This is a genomic window from Paenibacillus sp. LT-B23, assembly GCF_059417685.1.
In genome coordinates, this window is record NZ_JBSQBM010000024.1 from 31727 (window position 1) to 49643 (window position 17917).

At 50.3% G+C, this 17917-nt stretch carries 16 protein-coding genes; 2 read left to right on the top strand and 14 right to left on the bottom strand.

All coding sequences use genetic code 11. The annotated features are described in order from the left end of the window. Nucleotides 1–21 precede the first annotated feature (21 nt). Nucleotides 22–1743: a cellulase family glycosylhydrolase gene (locus tag ACWXW9_RS24065; protein ID WP_494931501.1), complete on the top strand. Its 1722-nt coding sequence runs from the start codon at nt 22–24 to the stop codon at nt 1741–1743. Nucleotides 1744–1832: 89 nt separating this feature from the next. On the opposite strand, the gene ACWXW9_RS24070 is transcribed toward ACWXW9_RS24065, so the two are convergent. Continuing rightward, nucleotides 1833–3068 carry a S1C family serine protease gene (locus tag ACWXW9_RS24070; protein ID WP_494931502.1) on the bottom strand — a complete coding sequence of 412 codons (1236 nt, stop codon included), beginning with the start codon at nt 3066–3068 and terminating at the stop codon, nt 1833–1835. 485 nt (nt 3069–3553) lie between these two features. Here ACWXW9_RS24070 and ACWXW9_RS24075 point away from each other — a divergent pair, with 485 nt between their 5' ends. Then, nucleotides 3554–3760: a hypothetical protein gene (locus ACWXW9_RS24075; protein ID WP_192513255.1), complete on the top strand. Its 207-nt coding sequence runs from the start codon at nt 3554–3556 to the stop codon at nt 3758–3760. Here ACWXW9_RS24075 and ACWXW9_RS24080 read toward each other — a convergent pair. The 13 genes from ACWXW9_RS24080 to ACWXW9_RS24140 all read right to left on the bottom strand — a co-directional run bounded on the left by ACWXW9_RS24080 (nt 3729) and on the right by ACWXW9_RS24140 (nt 17855). Continuing rightward, on the bottom strand, nt 3729–4535 hold the full coding sequence (locus ACWXW9_RS24080) for an MBL fold metallo-hydrolase (protein ID WP_134911794.1): 807 nt from the start codon (nt 4533–4535) through the stop codon (nt 3729–3731). The genes ACWXW9_RS24075 and ACWXW9_RS24080 overlap by 32 nt on opposite strands. Before the next feature lie 6 nt (nt 4536–4541). After that, nucleotides 4542–5306: a two-component system regulatory protein YycI gene (gene yycI, locus ACWXW9_RS24085; protein ID WP_494931503.1), complete on the bottom strand. Its 765-nt coding sequence runs from the start codon at nt 5304–5306 to the stop codon at nt 4542–4544. Nucleotides 5307–5340: 34 nt separating this feature from the next. Further along, nucleotides 5341–6684, bottom strand: a complete 1344-nt coding sequence (locus ACWXW9_RS24090) for a YycH family regulatory protein (protein WP_494931504.1) — start codon at nt 6682–6684, stop codon at nt 5341–5343. Further along, on the bottom strand, nt 6681–8510 hold the full coding sequence (walK, locus tag ACWXW9_RS24095) for a cell wall metabolism sensor histidine kinase WalK (protein ID WP_494931505.1): 1830 nt from the start codon (nt 8508–8510) through the stop codon (nt 6681–6683). The genes ACWXW9_RS24090 and walK overlap by 4 nt, the downstream gene beginning before the upstream one ends. After that, complete coding sequence (gene yycF / locus ACWXW9_RS24100) at nt 8507–9238, bottom strand: response regulator YycF (protein WP_014278963.1); 732 nt, start codon at nt 9236–9238, stop codon at nt 8507–8509. The genes walK and yycF overlap by 4 nt, the downstream gene beginning before the upstream one ends. A 230-nt stretch (nt 9239–9468) precedes the next feature. Then, nucleotides 9469–10992 carry a peptidoglycan DD-metalloendopeptidase family protein gene (locus tag ACWXW9_RS24105; protein ID WP_494931506.1) on the bottom strand — a complete coding sequence of 508 codons (1524 nt, stop codon included), beginning with the start codon at nt 10990–10992 and terminating at the stop codon, nt 9469–9471. A 275-nt stretch (nt 10993–11267) separates the two neighbouring features. After that, on the bottom strand, nt 11268–11942 hold the full coding sequence (locus ACWXW9_RS24110) for a hypothetical protein (protein WP_494931507.1): 675 nt from the start codon (nt 11940–11942) through the stop codon (nt 11268–11270). 144 nt (nt 11943–12086) lie between these two features. Further along, nucleotides 12087–12803, bottom strand: coding sequence for a GntR family transcriptional regulator (locus ACWXW9_RS24115; protein ID WP_494931508.1), 717 nt, complete (start codon nt 12801–12803; stop codon nt 12087–12089). A 27-nt stretch (nt 12804–12830) separates the two neighbouring features. Next, nucleotides 12831–13838: a CehA/McbA family metallohydrolase gene (locus tag ACWXW9_RS24120; protein WP_494931509.1), complete on the bottom strand. Its 1008-nt coding sequence runs from the start codon at nt 13836–13838 to the stop codon at nt 12831–12833. Then, complete coding sequence (locus ACWXW9_RS24125) at nt 13831–14298, bottom strand: hypothetical protein (RefSeq protein ID WP_494931510.1); 468 nt, start codon at nt 14296–14298, stop codon at nt 13831–13833. The genes ACWXW9_RS24120 and ACWXW9_RS24125 overlap by 8 nt, the downstream gene beginning before the upstream one ends. Further along, nucleotides 14295–15809: a hypothetical protein gene (locus ACWXW9_RS24130; protein ID WP_494931511.1), complete on the bottom strand. Its 1515-nt coding sequence runs from the start codon at nt 15807–15809 to the stop codon at nt 14295–14297. The genes ACWXW9_RS24125 and ACWXW9_RS24130 overlap by 4 nt, the downstream gene beginning before the upstream one ends. Before the next feature lie 31 nt (nt 15810–15840). After that, complete coding sequence (locus ACWXW9_RS24135) at nt 15841–16683, bottom strand: ABC transporter permease (RefSeq protein WP_025683715.1); 843 nt, start codon at nt 16681–16683, stop codon at nt 15841–15843. A 2-nt stretch (nt 16684–16685) separates the two neighbouring features. Further along, nucleotides 16686–17855: an extracellular solute-binding protein gene (locus tag ACWXW9_RS24140; protein WP_494931512.1), complete on the bottom strand. Its 1170-nt coding sequence runs from the start codon at nt 17853–17855 to the stop codon at nt 16686–16688. Nucleotides 17856–17917: the final 62 nt, after the last annotated feature.

Here is a 17917-nt window from a genome sequence, read left to right on the forward strand (position 1 = left end):
TTGTAAAGGGGCCTGCCTGTTATGTTAAAACGAAGACCCGTTTCATTGCTGTCGCTGACCCTTGCCATTACTCTGTTGTTATCCACGTTCGCGTCCGTTGCCGCCGCTGCTGAATCTGAAGGACAAGCACCACAAGCCACCGCCGCCAGCAGTATGCAATCGTATGTCGAAGCCATGCAACCCGGATGGAATCTGGGCAATTCTCTGGATGCTGTCGGGGCAGATGAGACTGCCTGGGGCAATCCACGCATTACTCAGGCACTGATCAAGCAAATTGCTGCCCAAGGATACAAAAGCATTCGTATTCCCGTCACCTGGGATAAACACATCGGAGCTGCACCGAATTATACCGTTGACGCTGCCTACATGAACCGTGTAGAAGAAGTCGTCCGCTGGGCACTGGATGCCAATCTGTACGTCATGCTCAATGTCCATCATGATTCGTGGTTATGGGTAAGCAGTATGGAGCCAAAGCATGATGAAGTACTGGCTCGTTATAACGCATTATGGACACAAATTGCCAATCGCTTTAAAGATCAGCCGAACAAGCTGATGTTCGAGAGCATTAACGAACCCCGTTTCTCCGAAGGAGGAACGACGGATGAAGTGAAAATGAACCAGATGCTCCAAGAACTGAATGTTTCCTTCCACAAAATCGTCCGCGCCTCCGGTGGTAATAATGCAACCCGCCCACTTGTTCTGCCCGGCTTGGATACTTCACCTGCCCAGAACAAAATCAACGAGCTGTACAACACGATAACCAAGCTGAACGATCCCAACCTGATTGCGACCATTCACTATTACGGCTATTGGCCTTTCAGTGTAAATATTGCGGGATATACTACATTTGAAAAGGATACCAAAAACGATATTATTCAAACCTTTGATAACGCCTATAACACATTTGTAGCCAAGGGTATCCCGGTCATCGTCGGTGAATACGGCCTGCTCGGCTTCGATAAAAATACAGGTGTTATTGAACAAGGCGAAAAGCTGAAATTCTTTGAGTTTTTGACCTATTATATGAAAGAGAAAAAATTAACAGGCATCCTCTGGGATAATGGCCAGCATTTTAACCGCACAACATACAAGTGGTCCGATCCTGAACTCTTTAATGTCATGAAATCCAGCTTAAAAGGACGTTCCTCCAATGCAGTCAGTGACCTCATTCACTTGAAGAAAGGCACTTCCGTTCAGGATGTCACGGTCACTTTAAACCTGAACGGCAATCAGTTGAGCACACTAAGCGCCAACAACAAGCAACTGAAACAGGGCACCGACTACACACTGAGCGGAGAAACATTAACCTTGAAGGCCAGCTTGCTCACCAGCCTAACCACCTCCGGTAAATATGGTGAGAATGCGGTGATTAACGTCAAGTTCAACAAGGGGGCAGACTGGAATTTTAAAGTAGTCGTGTATGATACACCAAAATTAAGCGCAACCGAGGGTACTACGCAAACCTTTGCCATTCCAACGGACTTCCGTGGCAGCCAGCTTGCCACAATGGAAGCTGTTTATACCAATGGCGGCAATGCCGGTCCGCAGGATTGGACACCGTATAAGGAATTTGGCAACACCTTTGCCCCTGCGTATGATGCGAATGGCATCAAGCTGCTGCCTGAATTTTTTAACAGTGTCAAAGATGGCGAAGTCACACTGAAGTTCCATTTCTGGAGCGGCGATGTGGTAACATACAAGATTACCAAGAGCGGAACCCGTGTGACGGGAACGGCATCCTAACCTAAAATACAACTGACAAACTGAAAAGGCGTTCTCTGGAAAATGATCCGGAGAACGCCTTTTTTATAGTTATGCCTATAAATTAAACCTTAGCCTTCCGGCTTATCTGTTAATTTCAACGTCACGGATTCTTCCTTGCCTGCCCGGTAAAAGGTAACTTTCAGCTCATCGCCAATCTTCTTGTTATCGTACAAGTAGCGGCGCAAATCAAGCGTGGAGTTAATCGGTTCACTATCGAACGCGGTAATAACATCGTTCAGCTTCAATCCTGCCTCCTTGGCAGGGCCGTGCGCCTCCAGAACAACCGCTCCGTCCTTTACGGTGTCAGGCAACTTGAGTTCCTTGCGCTGTGTTTCATCCAGCGGAGCATACTCATTATTGAGGTCAACTGTGTATACTCCCAGATAAGGACGGGTAATCTTGCCGTCCTCAACCAGTTCATTCACCGTCTTCATGACCTCATTGGCCGGAATCGCGAAGCCGAGTCCCTCCACACCGGTATCGGCAATTTTCATCGTATTGATGCCTATCACACGTCCGTCCAGATCGACCAGCGCACCGCCGCTGTTTCCTTCATTAATTGCTGCATCGGTCTGGATGACATGCTGTTCCCAGTCATATACGCCATCCTGATTAATGGAAATGGGAATAATCCGATTCGTATAGCTCACAATGCCGGAGGTGAGCGTATCGCCCAAGCCAAGCGGATTACCAATGGCAATCACGGTCTCGCCCAGACGAAGTTTACTGGAATCACCGATATCCGCTATTGTGCTAATGCCCTTATCGTCTACCGCCAGCACTGCGATATCGCTAATGCGATCCTTGCCGATCAGCTTCGCCTCTTTTTTGACACCATCCACAGTTACAATCTCCAGATCATCCGAGCCTTCAATCACATGATTGTTAGTCATAATGAAGGCTTTGCCAGAAGTTATCCGGAAAATAACACCCGATCCAAGCGCCGACGGCTCCGTGCTATGACCGTCTTCCCCTTTCAGGTTCACGATGCTGACGACGGCCGGACGCACCTTGGCTGCCGCCTGCACAATTCGGTCATACGGATCACCCGCCGCTTGGCGCATGGGATAATGACTTGCTCCGGTTACCGCTGTCGTGGAGGGCAGACCTGTAATAAAGCTGAACAGTAGCACCGCAACCACCGCACTAACTGCACCGCTAATGACAGCGGCCTGCACCGGACTCACGCCCCGGTTCCTGTGCGGCCATCGTCCCTGTCCTCCACGACGTGCCTTGAATGCCTTTTTTTTGGCCGCACGCGTGGATACCCTCGTTGAATAAAAATCGTCATCAAACAAGCCCATGCTAATCCTCTCCCCTTCGTTGTCATGCACCGACACTCACTAAAAAATTAGGGCTATTCGGGCTTGCGCCAACCTATGCTACAGAGACTCGCTCCGTTTGAACGCCAAAATGGATTGAATATCCCCCATGATTGAAACAGCAGATCATTTCAACCTACTTATTAATCACCACAAATGGGGCCTCCCTAAGCATCCTGATCTCATTAACCAGCATACACGCCGCAATCCACTCCGAATAGAGGAAAAAGGAGGAATGATTTCCAAATCAATTGACTACAATAGTAACAAGTCTTCTATTCTATTACAAAATGATCGTCTCATAGAGACGTTCTGGCCTGTTCCCGTTCGCTTGTAACAGCTTATGCTTCCGATACGAGCCTTCTTTCAGAAAGCTTTCAGTTGTTAGCTTTATTGTATCACAGCAACCAGCAAAACCAAGCTGATCACACGCCATTTTTCAAATATTTTAACAGGAGGAATGTATGATGAATCAACATCGCTCAGCTATGGATGAAGTTCGTATGGCTGCCAAGCTTGCGGATCTGAAAGACGAGCATTACCGCAACACTCTGGCGTTAAGTACACTCATTGAGCTACTGGTGGACAAAGGCATTGTGACCCGCGAAGAGGTAGAACGCAAAGCCGCTGAGCTGGACAGTTTTATGACTCACTCACCTTATCCCACGGTGTAGGACGGTCATAATACGTATCACACAATCGGAACTCACTGTCCTTGTAAAAGCAGCCGCGGTCTTCCATCGCCCCGCGCACCGTCAGCTTTGCCAGCTCCATCATATTGTGGTCGCGGCTCAAATGCGCCAAATACGTTCGCTTCGTCCGCCCTGTCAGCAGCTCGCTAAGGATCGCGCCCGCCATTTCATTGGATAAGTGACCGATATCGCTGAGAATACGGCGCTTGATGTTCCATGGATAACGCCCCATGCGCAGCATTTCCACATCATGATTAGACTCCAATACCAATACATCTGCATCTGAAATGGCCTGCTTCACCTTGTCGCTGACATAGCCGAGATCAGTGGCTACACTGAGCTTTTCTGCCCCATCGTAAAAGCTATAGCCTACCGGCTCAGCCGCATCATGGGATATGCCAAAAGACTCTACACGCAACGATTCAAATTCCCGTGTTCCGCCTGTCTCCAATATTCTGCGGTTATCGTCCGCAATCTGCCCAACGGCATTACTGATGGCAAACCATGTCTTCTCATTCGCATACACAGGTAAATTATATTTACGCGCCATGGCGCCTAGTCCTTTAACATGATCGGAATGCTCATGTGTGACCAAAATACCATCCAACTCTTCTCCGCTCAGATCGCGTTCTTTTAGCAATTCATCAATACGCTTCGCGCTGAGACCTGCGTCGATGAGTAATGTCGTGTCTTCGTTCCGGACAACGGTGGCGTTGCCGGTCGAACCGCTCGACAGCACGGTAAATGAAATCCCCATATTTGTTCAAGACCCTTCTGTTTGTTCTGTCTTTGGACTTATGACATCTCCATTCATCTGCACGTAATACACGCCTTGCCCCTTATCCAGCATAAACCGCCATACAGGCGCAGCTACCTGGCTATCCGAGTTAAAGGTTTGTCCGTAATAACCAAGCCGAATATCCTTCACAATCGCATCACGCGGCAAATAACTGTCAATCAACCGTGCCAGCGCCTTGGATGCGGGCAGCATTTTCTTCGCTTCATCCGAGGGCTGGAGATCGACCTGAATTTTGCGATATCCTGTAATCTTCTGATTGCTGTAAAACAGGGCCAGCTTCACATTAAACAGCGGCCATTTATCCTGTACCAACGGATGCAGTACAAAAGCGTCCGTCTGTCCGGATGCCGGCTCTTCCTGTACATCCAGTGGATCATACTGGTAGTTGTCGATATCCTTGATTTGCGGCTGTAATGCCTCAACCAGCGAATCGTGAGTGAATACAAGCTTGCTGTCTACCGGCTTTGCCAGCTGCACGCGATCATCCTTTTTCCCACTATGAACATACGTGTAGGAAAGCTTGGGCAGCTGCGGGGTATCCCCGGGAATCGGAGCCAGCACCTGAATGCTCTTTTCTTCCATTAAACGCTGCGTATTTTCATCCAATGAAGTAAAATCCAAATTCGGCCCTGCCGTTTCCTGCGCATCATTCCACAACTGGCGCCCCAGCACTACATTGAGCAGCAAAAATGTACAAATCAGTACGTTTTTCGCGCGGCTCCAATCCATTCCCGTTCCCCCTTTCTGCCATAAGCCTATATGGTCACTTCTTTGACTCCTGAGATTGCTGTGTTTGCGGTGTACTCGACATTGTCGCTGTTACGGCCACAGCGTGAATCTCTGCCACTGAACCATCGCCCAACGTAACCCGCCACTCGGGAACGAGCTTTAACCCATCATTGGTCAGCTCCGGCTGATATACAGGGGTCAGATTTCTAATCGTTTTCCCTTTGGCTACAGCTTCCAACTGCTTCTTCAAAGTTTCGCCGCCTGGAAGCATAACCTTTTTCGAGGATTGTTCGCCGCCCTTTAGATACAACAGCGAACGATCATAGACGGATGCCGTTTCCTGCTGGATTTCCAACAAAATCGTGCCAAACCGGAAGGATGGCGTATCTAGCACCGGATAAGCCCCATAATACTGCTGAAACAGCACGCTTGTACGATTTTCATCGCTGCTTCTGATTTTCAGTTGATAAGAAGCATCCCAACCGCCATGCTGATTTACAAAATCAACTGCGGCCAACACATCCCTAATCGGGCTGCTTCCGCTCGCCCCCGGGGCGCTGGGATCGGTATAGCTCATCCATCGCTGATCCTGCTTGATTTGCAGACTGCGCTTGCTGTCTGTATAAATTTGGGAACCATCCTTCTCCTGAATATTACGCGTAATCCCCGGATCGAAAAATAAATTCCGCTGCATCTGCTCTGTCGTGAACAACCCGGCATATACCACTGGCTGCACCGTCTCCAGGTTATCTGCGGGAATGTAATACTGATTATCCACCAGCTCGTACAACGGGGCATTTTTACCGAAATTCACATGCTGCCGGATATCCTCCACCGTCATATCGAACTGATTCGCCTCATACACCACATCGCCTCTGGCACTGAAAAAGAGAGCATGCGGCTTGGCATTTTTTTCATCTATATAGATCCAGATACGGTTAATCGTCTCTCCCTGAAATACCGAATCCGGCGTCAGACGCATGACCCTCTCCAGCAGTGAAACAGGGACGCCCCCCGAAAAGGACAATTCCATACCCTCATTCTCGCTGCGAATCCGCGCCCAATCCGCCGACTGGATACTCCGACGTTGAAAGCTGTTAAAGCTCCGGCTTTCCAGCCGTTTAAAAATCAAATCATAGAAAGCAACTCCCGGATAAAAAACGATGTGCTTGTTTTGCCCTTGGTGAATCAGCATTTTATCGGGAAACACGAGATTTTCAATCTTTTTCTCCTGTCCCATGCTCTCGGTTTTGACATAGTTTGTCTCTGAAGTAAGTACAGAATCACTGCCTGGAAGGCGATAAATCAGAAAATAACTCTGTACGAGGCTGGAAGCAACCAGCAAAATAAGCGCCCATGACTTCAAACGTTCCTTCACTGTGCTTCCCTCCCTTCACCCGACATGGGTAGCGTAAAGGTCGTACAAGTTCCCTGACCATATTCTGACTCCAGAAAAATCTGGCCCCCATGCGCCTTTACAATTTCCCGGGCAATCGATAGCCCCAAGCCTGTGCCACCCATATTGCGTGATCTGGCCTTGTCCACACGGTAAAACCGTTCAAAAATCCGGTCCAAATCCTTTTTCGGAATCCCGATTCCGGTATCCTGAACCGAAATAGCCAGCATTCCCTCACTATTACGGCGAGCTTCAATTCGAATATTTCCGCCCTCCGGCGTATATTTCAAAGCATTGGACATCAGATTGTCCAACACCTGCTCAATTTGATCCCGGTCAATCACGACCTTGCCGATCCCCTGCTCCACGAACATTCCAGACCGGATATTCTTTTGCTTCATTTGAAAAGAAAATCGATCTGCGACTTCGTCCAGCATTTCCATCACATCCGCAGGCTGCATCCGCAAAGGCGATTCATTGGAATCCAGCCGCGACAGATGCAGCAAATCCGTAACTAACCGGATCATACGCTCCGTCTCGTTGCGGATCACGCCTACGAAACGCTCCGCGAGCTGCGGTTCACCCATTGCCCCGTCATCCAGCGCTTCGGCATAGCTACGGATCGTCGTCAACGGGGTGCGTAGCTCATGCGATACATTCGCTACGAACTCCCGCCGTGTCGTCTCCATTTCCTCCTGCTCCGTCACGTCCTGAAGCACTGCAATCGTTCCCGTGATGCCGAATTCACGCCGATGAATCGGCGTGAACGTCACGCGGATAACGATCGGCTCGTCCTGACCCGCGGGCTCCAGTTGTAACAGCGTGGAAGCCGAAGAACCGCTGTACAGGGCCTCGGTTTCCTCCGGGTCGATACCGAGCAGCACCGCGATATGTCTGCCGGTCATTTCGTTCTCGTTCACGCCCAGCATCGCACTGGCCCGGCGGTTGACCAGAATAACCCGGCCATTGTCATCTGTAGCGACCACTCCGTCGCTCATGTTGGTCAAGATGGAGGAGAGCTTTTCCTTCTCCTCTTCATTTTGCGACAACGCCTCGCGCAAGCGGCCTGTCATATAGTTAAAGGCCACGCTGAGCCTGCCGATCTCATCGTCGCCAAACACAGGCATCTGCTGGTCGAATTTGCCCTCGGCAACCTCTGTCGCATGACGCGTCATCACCTTGATCGGGTGTGTAATCGTATGCGCCAGCACCACGCCCAGCACAGCCGTCAACGCCAATGCAATGAGCATGCCTGATAGAAACACATTGTTAATGCGTTTCATCGTATCGTACAGCTCAGTCATGGAGGCAGCGATATACACTGCGCCGACAATCTTGCCTTGGCTGATGACGGGCTTGGCAACGACCTTCTTGCGAACATTATCCTCGTCCACCATGTATTCCTCGTTGTCACGGATACCCTGGAGTGCGCGGCTGACCACCGTCTGCGTATTCTTGCGTCCGACATAATCGGCGTGGGATCCTTGGGACGTAATCAGCACCTTACCGCTGGCATCCAGCACCTGAATTTCTGCGCCGCTGAAATCAAACAGATTATTCACGCGTGCACGCAAACTTTCTACACTGTCTTCCTCCATTTTACCGTCACTGCCGCTCAGATCTTGTTCTGCCAGCACGGACAGCATTTCCGCCCGTGCCTGCAAGTCCTGTGTAAAGTTACTCGTCAGAGAGTTCTTCATCGAGCTGACAAAATAGACCCCGATCAGCTGCATCGCCACCAAAATCAACAGCACATAAATAATGATCAGCTTCGCATGAATCGTACGAAAGAAAGACAGCCATCTCATGCCCGCAGGCCACCTTTGCCCCCGCTAATAATGTATCCGAGTCCACGGCGCGTCAGGATCGTCTCCGGCTTGCTCGGGTTTTCCTCAATCTTCTCGCGCAGCCGCCGGATCGTCACATCCACCGTCCGCACATCCCCATAGTACTCGAAGCCCCACACCGCCTGGAGCAAATGCTCCCGCGTCATGACCTTCCCCGCATTTTTCGCCATATAATACAGAAGCTCATACTCCCGGTGCGTCAGATCGAGCGGTGTACCGTTTTTGTAAGCTGTATACATATCCGTATCAAAAAAGAGGTCCGCCACGCGCAGCCCCTGCTTCTCTTCCTGCGAACGGCTTTCCGACGTGCCTGCCCCGCCGCGCTGCTGTCTGCGCATCTGTGCCTTCACCCGCGCCAGCAATTCCCGTGTGCTGAACGGCTTCGTCACATAATCATCTGCGCCCAGTTCCAGTCCCAACACCTTGTCGATTTCGCCGTCTTTGGCAGTCAGCATAATAATCGGCGTCTGGAGCTGATGCCCGCGCACCTCGCGGCACACGTCCATGCCGTCCATCCCCGGCAGCATTAGGTCGAGCAGAATCAGGTCAGGCTGCTGCTTGACCGCGATATCCACCGCGCTGATTCCATCGAAGGCGCAAATCACCTGATAGCCCTCTTTTTCCAAATTAAATTTCAAAATATCAGCGATAGGCTGTTCATCATCCACCACCAGAATCGTTCCCTGCATACAGCGCTCACCTCTTCCTACGGATCATGTTATATATTAACTTTCGTTTGTCAGTGTCCATAAGCTGCTTATTCTATTCTACCATACCCACACGCCATTCCATTACTTGTCCAGCCCCTTTTTCTTACACAAAAAAGCCATGCCCGCACTACTGTTAAGCATGCAGAAAAACATGGCCTTCCCCCTTATCCTCATGAATCATCAATAACTCATCGTTATAAACGATCCATCTATCTTAAATACGTCATTGGATTGCGTGGCGTATTGTCTTTACGAATTTCAAAATGCAAATGTGTTCCTGTCGAGCGTCCTGTGTTACCCATAACTCCGATCGACTCGCCTTGCTGAACCACCTGTCCCACTTGAACGCCAATGCTGCTCAAATGCCCGTACACCGTTTGGTAGCCGTTACGATGATCGATCATAATGACATTGCCGTAGCCATTCTGCTGACCTGCAAATGTAACTACACCTTCATCCGATGCGTGGATGTCAGGACTGCCGACCAAATCGACACCCTCATGCATACGTCCCCAGCGTGCGCCAAAGCTGCTCGACATCGTTGCGCCGGACACCGGCCAAGCGAACTGTCCCGAGCCTTCACCTACGACCTTCGTTCCTTTCAGAACCACCTCGGAAACAGACGGCTGCAATACCTTTTGACCGAGCCATTCCTCTTGCACGACCTCGCCGTTCTCCTTGGTCAGACGGTAATCCATTTCCTTCAACCCTGCTTGTCCCGGTCTGACAACCTTGGTAACTCCTGCTTTTAGTTCATCACTTTGGCGAACCTCAATCTCAGGCTCAATGGCAATCTGCTCGACCACCTTCTCCACCGTCCGGACCGTAACCGGAGCCTTTGGAGCCGTGAGCTTCAGTTCATCCCCGATTTGCAGATACCGCTCACGCGAGCCGGGATTGTTCTGCTTAATCTCCCAAGCGGTCATATTAAATTTATTCGCAATCGACGACAAGGAATCGCCTTCCTGTACTGTGTACGTTACGGGCGCCTCACGCGCTTCGGTCAGCGCTTTAACCGCTTCTGCCTCGGTCAGCACCTTGTTCGGATCTGCTTTTACAGGCTCATATGCAATTTTCTCACGAATACTGGCTGACTCCAGCCATGCTTTAGGGGCTTTGCTACTGGCACTTGCATGACTGCTGCCCACGGATGTTTTGCGAACCAGCCCCTTGATGCCTGTAGCCGTGCCCTCACCCGCAGGTGTGTATTTCTTCTGCACTTGCTTCAAAGCCGCCTGCGCAGTCGCTTTATCCTTTACAATACCGACCGTCTGGCCATTGACCTTTACTTCTACCCCTTTGGCATACGCAGTCAGCATACCGTCCAGCTTCTTCAGTGTTGCTCCGCTGTCGATATCCACTTTATACGCCTTTTCAATGCCTGTCGTTACCGCGCTCGTATTGAGCACCATGTCCACACCGGGATACTTGTCCTTATATTGCTTGCTCTTCGTTGCATACAGTTGATTTAGCTGTTGCTCATTGAGGATGCTTCCGACCTCCACACCCTTTACATACACTTTATAATAAGGAACCGTATTCGCCCCGACATATTGATTGCCAGCAAAAATAAGACTGCCTGCAATCACCACGCCGCCTGCGGTCCAGCTCAACCATTTTCTCTGTCCGCTCCACCACTTTGCTATTTTTCCCGCTTTCCCAGCAGGCTTGTCTTCCATGCTCGAATCTTCATTCATGCTGTCTGGTGAATGCTTCTCCTTCAAAACCTCCATGATTCTCTCCTTTTCAGCATATCTTGTCTCTATATAAATGCGTTCGTTATTGGTCTTTCACCCTATGAATCCAGCCTGTATTCACAAGCATCTATGATATTAGTCGCTATCTATCATTGCATAGTTACGTAAAAGGTTTCAAAATTTTAACCTTTTCGCGACACTGTTTACTTTAACATAGCTTTTACAAAGAATTCAACTGCACCCCAGATCCTTCCTGACACGCAAAAAAATCCGCGCTCGGCGCGGATTCCACAGTCCTGTTGTGAGCATGTCTATTTAAGCATACCCATCAGCTTGTTGTATTCCTCTTTGGTCAAATATTTGGCAAGCACCTGCTGAATATCCTGAAGCTCTTGCTCGGTCAGACCGCCTTCCATCGCGGCTGATATTTTCTGCATTTCCTCCGGCGGTAGCTTATTCATCAGAATCGCAAAAATCTCCTGCTTCTGCTCTGCGGGTAAGCTATTCTTCTTTTCCGTCAAATTATCAGGCGTAATGACCAGGTCATGACCTTCAATACTCGTTTTAGGTGTAGTTGTACCTTCTGCTCGTTCCTGTGACGCGTTGCCAGATGCACCAGCCGACGAAGAACCGCCATCCTGCGGGGTTTTCCCATTCGTTGCCCCACTGGTACCCGTGCCTCCTGCGCCGCTTCCGTTCGCTTCCAAGCCCTGTCCCATGACAGGTAAAGCATCATCAGGCGGTTTTACACTTTCCGAACCGCCGCCCGTAGCTTTGTTTTTTCCCGTATCTGTACTTTTATCGGTACCAGAGCTTCCATTCAGCCAGCCCAATCCCCATACCGGCTGATGATCCAGTTGGATGTTAAACTGCCGCAGCAGCGATTGAATATAGGCATTTACGACCACACCTGTTACCGCCAGCGTTAAAGCACTGACCAGCACCACCGTCATTCCTTTTTTAAGCAGCCATCCAAGCCACCTCATATCCCGTTACCTCCTTATACGCATCTTGCCATGTGTATCATCATGAAGTGCATATAGATCAGTATTGACGAGATATGACGATTTTTAACCCTTGGAATATGTAAAACTAGCACGATTGGATAGTAGATGTGATGCTTCCATGGATCAGCGTGTACGGCGCACCCAGAAATGGAAAATGTCGCTGCGGACATAATCCAGTGAATACAACACCTGTCTGTTCAGCTCATCGTAATGAAGCTGCTTGAGCAGTAACACCGTGGCCTGCGGATGCTTCAACAGACGCGTCATATGGGCATCGTCATGACTCGGGACGGTAAGCTCCGAATACGCGCCAACGATTCGTACCCCTGCTTTAAGTTCCAGGCTTTGAAAAAGCGAACCCGAAAAAGACCCGCCCTCCAAAATCGAACCTGCCAATGTCTCCGGCATCCAATTGATAGAATGGGCCACCGCTTCCCCATCGGCTGTGCGAGTCCGCTCCAGAACAATCATGGGCTCATTCTCGGAAAACCTCATTCGTTCGGCAATATCGGGGGGACAAATCGTCATCCTCTGGATAGATTCCAACTGCTCATCTTCCCGCAACCCTGCCGAACGAATCATGTCCCCGATGCTGTACAGGCGGTCCAGCGAGCTTGGAATACTCGGCAGCGGGCAAGTAGCGAACGTACCGCTTCCGTGCTTTACCAGCAGCTTGCCTTCCGATTCCAGTTGGCGAATAGCTCCCCGTAGCGTCGTACGCGAGACACGAAAGGATTGGGAAAGTACTGCTTCCGAAGGCAGCCGATCCCCCGGGCCAATCTGGTTAACCTCTATATATTCTTCTATACGCTGCTTAATGTTCTCTTGTTTTGTTGACACCGTCCGAAGCCCAGCCTTTCTATTGTATTAAGCCATATAAATCGGATTCGTAAAAGCAATCATCATCACGCAGTCCTCCATACAGCCATAAAGCTCGGCCCGTATCCAGCCCTTCCCTGCGTAATCTTGTAATGGCAGTGTATACTCTCCTGATTGAGCAGGGATCTGAATCTCGGAGCACACTCCCTGACTACTTGTCAGCAGAAGACGAAGGTTCTGAGGCTCAAGGTTGTAATGGGCTGCTCTCGTTTCCACATCTAATTGCACCGTCACAGATAATGAATCCTCTACAGCCAGCTCTACACATTCGCCGATGTGATATCGCTTTTCACTGCCCCTAACCTGTGCCGACATTGTCAGTAACGGCCCCATCGTAACCGACACCGAACCGAGGCGGATCGCTTCCACTGCCTGGTCGGCCAGGCTCTCCTGCTGTTCTATTTCATCATGAACGCCCAGATACGTCACAGCCGGAAGCGCATCATCCGGTTTAGATACATGCCAGTCCCGACCGCTTACCGCAGTGATGCGATACCCCTGATTCAATAAATCCGTCCACATGGCAAACGCCCGCTGGCTATCCCGTTTAATAGACGGCATGAGCGTCGACCAGACCTCAATATAATCGACCTCATGCCAGTCCTGAACGGTGTACTCCCAAAAGCACCCCGTACAGATCGGACTTCCGATCCTGAATGGATGGGCAAGCCCGGCAATGCCTCCCTGCTCATGCACCTGCCGAATCCCCTCATGAATGTCATCCGGTCCCAGCACACGCCAGTCGATAAAGCGCTCTACCCCCAGCGTCAGCATATGCCCGTAAAAGGTCGTCCACTCCATCCCTGAAATGATCGGGACACCGAACTGTTGCTGAACCCGTTCCTGATCCGCAAGTGTCGACTGCGTATTGTGATCCGTCATAGCGATGCATTCAAGCCCGAGATTTTTTGCGCTTTGGGCAAGCTCCTCCAGCGTTTGCTTTCCGTCGCTGTGAAGCGTATGGGTGTGGAGCTCAGCCGGAATCCATTTAAACATATAACGCTTCCTCCCCCGATACGTGAATTTGGTAGGCAAGCGTCTCGGTCACAACGGCATGCAAACTGACGGTAATCCGCCACATGCCCGCCGGATTATCTCCTGCGAGGAATCCCGGCGAAGCAGCAGACGAACCGAGCCAATGCTCCTGCTGCATCTCGGGACGATGCGCATTTCCCCGGTGACGGAGAGGGTCATCGACAGACAACGTCAATAAATTTTGCAGCGGTATATACTTCTTCCACAGATCGGATGAATGACCCGGTTCGTCGTATCCGTATTTGCTCATGCTTTCCTCAATGATTTCTCGCGCCTGCTCTTGATCCTCCAATAACTTGGGGGTGTATGAGAAGTGAATGCGGATCGTGTCAGTCGGCTGTGGGATGTGAAAAGAGTACGTAATATGGCTCTGGGTGCAGGTTCTGTCGACCGTTCCTTCCACATACAATAGTCTGCTCATGAATCTCCATCCTGACTTGTCGGGTCATCCACAGTACGGTTCACCATATGATTCACAGTATGATTACCATCACCCGCCCCGTCTTTGCCTGCTGCCCATAAAATACCTGCTGGTTGAAGCCGCGTTAGCTCAATCACCCAGTCCGTACGAATACCTGGAAACTGCGGCAGATAATCCTCGTTTAACGTAAAAGCATACAGTCCAGCCATTTCCATGCTGTCCGCACCGCCTTCCAGCAATACGGCTCTAATTTCGGCTATATCCTCAAGCGCAGCCTCTCCAGATAGCTTGATCGTGGTAGAAAAATGCGACTCTGCCCCCTCATAAGCGGCCCTGAAATCACCCAGTCGCAGATCATGATGGCACGATGAATACCACTGCTCCGAGCCGTGAAGGCGAAGCTGTATATCGACACAGGCATCTTCCTCGCGTCGGTTAAAGCCCGGCTTGGACGCTGGAGACGATTCACTGCCAGAAGCCTGTAAGGGGCGTTTTGAAGTCTGGATAAATACATAGCTACGCTGGTGGGCAAGCGCAATGGAAGACGCGAGTGACGGCATTTCCAGCTCCTGCTGACGCTCCATCTCCCACCCGGTGACCTGATAAGCAAAGGGAAAACGGCTCATGACCGCTTCACGCGGCTCTTCCTCTGGCTTCCACTGGAAAGCAGGCGGCAGCATAAAACGATAGTCCGATGAAATGTCATCCTTAAAGTTTCCATTGGTTGTTGCGGATTGGAGAACAGGATGCCCGCCCAGATCATAGTTGCCATTAAACGCAGTCGTAATATGATGTGCCCCCTGGAAAACAGCTTCCAGAACGTTACCCCTGGCATCCAGCTCGACGCGGTACATCCATTCGATATCGGTGGTTCTTCCCCATTTGCTCATAAGCAGTGGCGCAGGCGTTCCCTCATCTTCATGGCTGAACATCATCTGATATTCGATGATCGTTCGTTCTTCCTCCTCTGCCACCGAATAGAACAGAACCAGCGGCGTATCTGTGAAACGATTTTCATAGGGATGTGCCAGATTGCGACCGTATAAAAGTGGGGTGTGGCGATAAATCAGCGATCTTGGAGACGAATCAGCCACACAGCGCAGTTCAACCCCGTCGATCCATGCTCTGGATACAAGCGGAGCCGATTCCAGCTCACGAAATTCGGCGTACACCTCATAATCGCCTTCTTTTAGATACCCCAACAAACGGGTGTACACTCCCTGACTGCTGCCATAATACAAAATAACATCCTGATTATAGGCTTCGTTCAGGTAGAGGCGCACGAAAGCGGATTCCCGATCTGTAGCAGCCCAATCACTGTCCGATCTGGCGAGCAGATCAAGCTCTGCGAATCCGTCTTCCGGCATGGAAAACGTGAACCGGAATCCATTCCCCGGACTGAGTTCAACCTCTGATTTGTGTAAGGAAATCCGGTAACCGCAATCCAGCAGGTCCTTTTCCCACACACGCCCGCTAAACCCGGTAATCTGCACCTCTGCTTGGCTATTCATCCCTGTAACCTCCTTAGTGTATAGCGGCTGTCTAGCTCGCATCCGCATCCTTCACCATTGTCCGAATATAAAAGTAGCCCATAAAAGAACACAGTAAAAACATAAACACTGCCATTGCGCTGGCTGTATGCGTCTCCTGATAGCTGGAAAATACTTGCTGCATCGCGACACCCAGCACCTGCGGCGAATTAGCGCCAATCAGGAACGGAGCTGTGAAGCTGCCCATAATCCCCATAAAGATGAAGGTCACCGCAACCCACATTGTTTTGTAGGAAAGGGGTAAAATAAAGCGCCCAAACAGTTGCAGCGTGCTGGCTCCCGCGTCTCTGGCACTCTCCACAACAGCGTTCGGAATGCTGGCCAGGGCCGAGCTTAGGAGCATCGTGGCGAACGGAATGTTAAACCACAGATTAGCCAGCACCAGACCTTTGTAGTCGTAAATAATCCTCGGAATGGTTTCAATACCCAGCGGCAGCAAAAGGCGTGCGGCCCAGCCATGATTGCCGTACATCGTAATGATCGCATAGGTTGCAATTACGCCAGGAACAAACATCGGGACAAAATACAATCGGCCGATCCATTTGACGACAAAACCTTTTCCAAATCGCAGGTAAATCGCCAAGGCGTAGCTGATGACTAAGGTAAGGGCCGTCGAAACCAGCGTGACATTGATCGTATATATCATATTTTTTCGCATCGCAGGCTCTGTGAACAGGCGGATATAGTTCGCCAGCCCGTAGCCTGTTCCATGCTGATCTATCAGGCTTTCCTTTACGGCATAGAGAATCGGAATAATGACGACGACCAGCAAAATGAGAAAAGACGGGATGACCAGGGCAAGCCCCAGCATCCCCCTTTTGGACGATGAACTCATGATCAACCGCCCGCTACTTCACTTTGCCAGCGTTTGTAGATTTCCTGCTGAAGCTCGCCGCTGTTGAAGCTGCGGTATCCAGAAGATACACTGTTGAATTTTTCTTGCAATTCACTTGGCATCAGATTCCACTTAATCCCCGGATACCCGTACATTTTGTTGATAACAACCGTTTGCGCTTCTGGCGTCAGCACGTAGTTCAGGAATTCTTGAGTTGCTTCTTTTTTGGAGGAAAGCAAAGGAACCATCAGATAAGAGGGACCGCCTGTAAAAGCAGGGTCGATCTGTGTCAGCTTCACCGTGTCTGGAAGCAGACCCTTAGCCAGTTGTTCGAGCGCCATATCGGACCAAGCTGGAACCATGTCCACCTCTCCACTTGCCAAAATATCAAGCGTGCCTTGGTTCTTTTTCGGATAGACTCCCTTTTGGTACATCGAAAGGCCCAGTTCCTTGAGCAACGAGAAGCCTTGATCCCATTTCTTCATATTTGCCGGATCATCACTGTTCATCGCCTCTGGAGGAAGGAAATTATAAATAACCGTGTTCACAAACGAGCTACCCGCTCCACCCGTGGACGGGTCGTTATAAGCAAATTTGCCCGGGTGCTGGCGAATCCACGCATACAGCTCGTCGGCTGTTTTCGGAGGTGTCGCCACTTTTGCGCTGTTGTAGGCAAGGACAACCGAAGAGGCACGGTATGGAATGGCCTGATTGTTTACTTGCTTGAGATACGTTTCATCGACATTCTTCAAATTGGGAACCTTGGCAGTATCCACCGTTTCCCACAGCTTTTCGCCTACCCCTTTGGTGATGTCATCCAGACTGCCTTCGTACAGGTCGATATCTGTATCGGTTTGCCCGCTCTTCTTGGCTGCGATCAGACGATCCAGTGTAGATGCTCCCCCGGTTCCCGCTGGCAAATACACCAGCTTGACCTTAACGTGATCATTTTTAGCTTCAAAGTCCTTGATTAACGTTTCCCACAGCTCTTTGACGTTCAAAGAACCGCCAGTGTACAAGGAGATTTCTGTCGTTCCCGTAGCTGCTCCTGCTTTTGTATCCTTGGCTTCCCCTGTAGCTGTAGCGGCATTACCACCGTTTCCACATCCAGCCAACAACGATAAGCTAAGCACCCCAGACAAAATCAGACCCATCTTCTTTTTCCCAAACACGTTGTTGCCTCCTTTAGATAGTTGCACAAGTTCGCAGCATCACCAGATGATGCGTTCATGAT